Below are 4,820 nucleotides of genomic sequence, written 5' to 3' on the forward strand. Positions count from 1 at the left end.
GTGCTCTTCGCCCAGCTCTTCGTAGAAGCCCTCGCGGGCGCCGATCTCGCGCAGGTTGTCGCGCCAGGCCTCCTGGCTGAGGCTGTCGTCGCGATGGGGCGTCACGTCGTCCATGCCTATGCGCCCTTGGTGACCAGAACGCGGGCCCGGTTGCTGCGTTCGCTCAGAACCTCGACCCGCCCCAGCGAAGACAGTGTTTCGACCTGTTGCGCCCGTCTGGCATGGCGCAGGTCCAGCAGGATGCGGCCGTTCCGCGCCACGTTGGTTGCAAAGAACTCCATGTAGACATCGACCGGGAAGTGAAAGCCGCAGGCCAGGAAGCTGACCGCAAGGTCGACCGGGCCGATGGTCGACAGATCGTCCCTTTCGGGGTTGCTCAGGGTGATGTTCTCGGCTGCCACGCCGTTGCGGGTCAGGAATTGCCCGGCCTTTTGCAGGTTGGAATAGGCGGCCCCCTGCCTGTTGAAGCCGAAATGGGTGAGCGAGTTGGTCTCGAGGTCGATCAGATGCACCCGCGCCCCATACATGCGCGCCGCGAACAGGTCGAAGAAACCATAGCCGCAGCCGATGTCGGCGATCGTGCCGGGGGGCGCCTGGTCCAGAAGCCCGCGCAGCGCGGTGAATTCGGCGGCGATGTCGGCCACGGCGCGCTGGGCCAGCACCCGGTTCTTGTCGCGGGCAACCGCTAGCAGCGGCGCGGTCTCGCCCGTGCTCCAGCCCTTGATCAGCTTGCCGCTGCCGGGAATGTCGGACAAGACGTCCGAGCGTTGCAGGATGATATTGACGAAATCCTGCGTGTCGAACATCGCGTAATCCAGCGTTTCGGGGTCGATCGTCATTCGGCGGTGTCCTGTGTCTCTTGGGCCGGGTGGTCGCGGAACAGCCGTGGCGCCCCGTCGATCAGGATGGCGCGGCATTCCTTGATGAAGCGCGGCTCGACCAGGTGGTCGCGCGACAGTTTCTCGATCGAGGCATCCCCCTTCAGCGCCTCGAGGGCCAGCCGGGCCCGGAATTCCGGGTCGTGGCGCCGGGGCTCCGTGGCTCTGGCGCCGGGCGGGATCGGCGCGGCATCGACGTCGATTTCGTGCTTGTCGATCAGGCGGGCCATGAAACTGCCCCGGCGCGGGCGGTTGTTTTCCTTTTCCTCGAGCCGGGGTTTCATCCGGCGGGCCCAGAAGTGCACCCCCCGCGTCGCCGGGCCGAGCTGGGACTCGATGTCGTATTTGCCCATGATCAGGTGATTGCGGTGCTTGAAACTGACCGGGTAGAAGGCCTCGACCGGCTCGGCATAGCGGATTTCGCCGCTTTGCTGCAGGAAATGCGTTACTGCCGCCGGCCCGGTGAAACCCCAGTTCTGGGCCGTCATGTGGACCGGCGTTCCGGCGTCCTTCTCGGCCTGAAGTTCCGCCTGTTGCCAGGGCTTCAGCCATGGGGCGATGGCATATTCGTCGCGGAAGAACTCCAGCATCCTCTCCAGCGCCGGCGACGACCGGGGCAGACCCAGCACCGCGTTGCAGACCAGCCCCGGCTTTTCCCAGCCGAACACGCTCTGGCGCGAGAAATCGAAGGGACGATAGCAATACATGTCGGCGTCGACCCAGATCTTGTCGGTCTTTTTCAAGAGGTTCAGCCGCCAGAGATCGGCATGGATCGCCGGGCTGCCGGTGCGGGCGTGGCGGTACATCGGCCGGGATGGAAAGATCTCTTCGGCGTCGCCGGCCACGACCCCCTCGGGCAGGTTGGCGATCGGCGCATAGGAATACAGCGTCGTGTGATGCCCGGCATCGGCAAAGGACTTGAGGCAGAGCTGTTCAAGCCATGACAGGCGGCCACCGATCCAGAGGCTCGCGATTTCAGGGAGTTGGGCCATTCTTGCGCTGCTCGTCGTTTCTGGTTTTGCAACAGTCTATCACAAGCTGTCGGATTGTCTTTGAATTTGCCGCGCCGGGGCAGGGCGCCTTCAATGTGCGGTTTCGCCCTTCTTCACGGTGAAATAGGCGCCTTCGGGGTGGTCGCGCTCGATGATCTCGTCGGGCACCGCGTCGGGGCCGGCGAGAAAGACATTGGCGCCGAAAACGCGGTGCATGCGGGCCAGTTTCCGCAGCCGCGCTCCGGTCAGGTCGCGGTGGAACTCCCGGTAGCGCGGCATCTGCTTCAGGGCGGCGATCCGGTCGCGGTGGCGGTCGACGCAGAAGGCGTGGGCCTCGGCGATCTCGGGGTCCGCCATCAGGCGTTGCAATTCCGCCCGCAGCGCCGGCAGCATGCGCTGGATCGAGCGGTCGGTGGTGGCGTTGTTGTTCATCCGGAACCAATAGGCCAGCCCCTGGTCGCGGTCGACGTGGTTGACCCGCCCCCGGTCGCGCTTGACCAGAAAGCTTTCGGCCGAGCGCACCGCGTAGTGGTTGAGCTGCACCAGATCATAGCCCACGGTGTCGCTGGTCGAGCGCCAGGCGTTGCGATACATCTCTCTGGGCAGTGGCTGGCCCGACCCGTTGACCCAGCGGATTTGGTCCCACAATTGCGGATTGAGCCCCTTGGGGCGGTGCACCCCGAGCTTCTTGAACAGGCCGATGTTGCGGAACAGGGTCTTGAACCCCCAGGCCTGGTGCGGCTTGCGGGTGATCTCTTCGGCGCAGCGGGTGAACTGTTCGATCAGCGGGATGTCGGCAAAGGCGTCGATGTCGGAATTGCCGAACAGCCGCCAAGTGCAGGAGATCATGTTGGCATCGCCCATTGCCGCGAACAGGTCGGCGAGCCGGCCATCGCCGGTCTTGATGTTGATGAACTCGTCCACATCCATCGAGATCACCCAGTCGGCAGTGCGGATGATGTCTTCCTGTTCGGCGGCCTGCAGCGCGGCGTGCTGCGGCTTGAGCCCGCTCTGCCGGAACGGGTTGTCGCGGTGCTGGACGATGCCCTTTCGTTGCAGCAGGTCCAGAAGCGCGTCGGTGCCGTCGCTGCAATCGTTGGTATAGACCAGAACCTCGCTGACGCCGATGGCGCGGTGATAGGCCAGCCATTCGAGGATGAAGGGCCCTTCGTTCTTCATGCAGGTGACGATCGCGGTGCGGTTGGCGGTCGGGTCGGGGCGCGGGGCCGCGATTTCCGGCATGCGCACGGGTTTGTGGTCGAAGTGGCTTTCGGCCAGGGCCAGCAGACCGGCATCCTCGACCAGCGAGGTCTTGGGCACGATGCGCGACACGGTGTCGGTGGGGTGGCGCAGCGCCATGCAGCGATAGAAGGGCGCCCATTCGTCGGGATCGGGCTCGGCGCCGACGATGCGCACATAGCGCCAGACCGTGCTGCCCGAGGTCCGGGCCGGGGCGACGCACCAGCGCCGCCGCAGGTCCGAGGCGTCGAACTGCACGCAGATATGATCGGCGAACCCGGCCTCGGCCCCCTTGCGGACGCGCCAGGGGTAGCAGTGGCGCCCGGCCAGCAATATGGCGCCCGAGCGCGAGGCGACGGCCCGGTCGAAGACGGTGCCCCGGTCGCCATGGGGGGGCAGCAGGTCGGAAATGTCGAGCTGGGCCACCGCCCGCGCGCGGTCGAGAAACCGGACCCGTGCCCATTCATAAAGGTGTTTCTGGCCCAGGGGCGACGCCCACGGCGCCGCCTCGGGCAGGTCCATGCGGTCTTTTCCGGGGGCGTCGGGCGCGTTGAAGGGGTGCTGTTCGGGCGGCAGGTCGGGCAGGCCCAGCGGCCTGTCGCACTGCACCCAGACCAGCCGCTCGAGCCCCTCGATGCCGGCGGCGCCGGCTTCCAGCGCGGCGGCGAAATCCTCGGCCGTGCCGGGCCGGGCGCGATCCAGCATCAGCACCGCCTGAAGCCCGTGATGGCGGGCATGATAGCGCAGCCACTCGAGCGTGAGCGCGGCGCTTTCGCCGTTGCGGATGGTGCAGGCCGTGTTCAGCCCGTCGAACAGGTCCTGCTGGCAGTGGCGCAGTGCGATGGGCGCCTCGCTGCCGGCGACGCGCAGCAGCGGAGCCTCGGCCCCGGCAGCAGGGGTCAAAGTGGCGATCACCGCCTCGCCGATGCTGCGCAGGCCAAGCAGGTCGCAGTTGCCGGCGGCGGTGATGTCGCGGGCGCTCGGGCCGACCGCGAAGAACACCTGCGCCGTCGCGCCCGGCAGGCGCAGCGCATCCAGCACCACGGCATCGCCCACCCGTTGGTGGGACATCCGCGCGCGTTGGAAAACCGCCCTGGTTTTCGTCATGTCACCTGCTCGTCCGGACTGGTTCCGGATCTCACGACCTGTTGTTGTGTATCTCCTGATACCACCGAACCAGCTGTCGCTGCAAACTTTGCGGCAGCACCGACGATCCGCCGGCGGTCAGGATCTGGCAGAGCAGGGCGTGGGAGTCGGGCTGTCTGGACAGTTCGGCAAACCGGCGGCGGTGCCAGCGCAGCGCCGCGCGGTGCTGCTCGCCGACGCCATCGATCGCGCTCAGAGCCGCCATTTCGCGCCGCGTCCCCGGCCGCATGGCGCGGATCGAAAGGTCTCTGACGCTATTGAAATTGCGATCGACCCAATAGGCGAGGTCGATCTCTTTGTGGGAACGGTTCGGCAGCCCCCGGTCGCGCTTGATGAGAAAGGCCGCGGCCGAGCGCAGGGCATAATGGTTGACCTCGACCAGCGCCCGCCCGGTGGAAAAGCCGAACAGCGAGATGCGCTCGGGCGACTCGCCAAAGGCCGCCGGCAGCGGCGCGCCCGACCCGTCGACGAAATTGGGCGCTGCGGCCCGCGTGGCCGGTTTCTGCCGGGGCCGGTGGACCCCGAGCTGACGGAACGGGCCGCGCGCCCGGAACAGGGTCTTGAA

General features: G+C 66.8%; 3 protein-coding genes and 1 pseudogene. All 4 read right to left on the reverse strand.

The genetic code is table 11. The features are described 5' to 3' along the window. Positions 1–116: 116 nt before the first annotated feature. Positions 117–839 carry a cyclopropane-fatty-acyl-phospholipid synthase family protein gene (locus ABZD10_RS13750; RefSeq protein WP_372887313.1) on the reverse strand — a complete coding sequence of 241 codons (723 nt, stop codon included), beginning with the start codon at positions 837–839 and terminating at the stop codon, positions 117–119. Next, entirely contained in the window at positions 836–1,870 is a 1,035-nt protein-coding gene (locus tag ABZD10_RS13755) for a hypothetical protein (RefSeq protein WP_372887315.1), read from the reverse strand. The genes ABZD10_RS13750 and ABZD10_RS13755 overlap by 4 nt, the downstream gene beginning before the upstream one ends. Positions 1,871–1,960: 90 nt before the next feature. After that, positions 1,961–4,216 (reverse strand): glycosyltransferase family 2 protein, encoded by a 2,256-nt coding sequence (locus ABZD10_RS13760; RefSeq protein WP_372887317.1) that lies wholly within the window; start codon positions 4,214–4,216, stop codon positions 1,961–1,963. A 31-nt stretch (positions 4,217–4,247) separates the two neighbouring features. Then, positions 4,248–4,820, reverse strand: a pseudogene (locus ABZD10_RS13765) (glycosyltransferase family 2 protein); the annotation flags it as partial.

Source organism: Shimia sp., assembly GCF_041624275.1.
GTDB lineage: Bacteria > Pseudomonadota > Alphaproteobacteria > Rhodobacterales > Rhodobacteraceae > Shimia.

Bases quoted from the DNA above. Each gene is read 5' to 3' on its own strand.
- ABZD10_RS13755 (WP_372887315.1), bottom strand. From the start codon at position 1,870: ATGGCCCAACTCCCTGAAATCGCGAGCCTCTGGATCGGTGGCCGCCTG.
- ABZD10_RS13760 (WP_372887317.1), bottom strand. From the start codon at position 4,216: ATGACGAAAACCAGGGCGGTTTTCCAACGCGCGCGGATGTCCCACCAA.
- ABZD10_RS13750 (WP_372887313.1), bottom strand. From the start codon at position 839: ATGACGATCGACCCCGAAACGCTGGATTACGCGATGTTCGACACGCAG.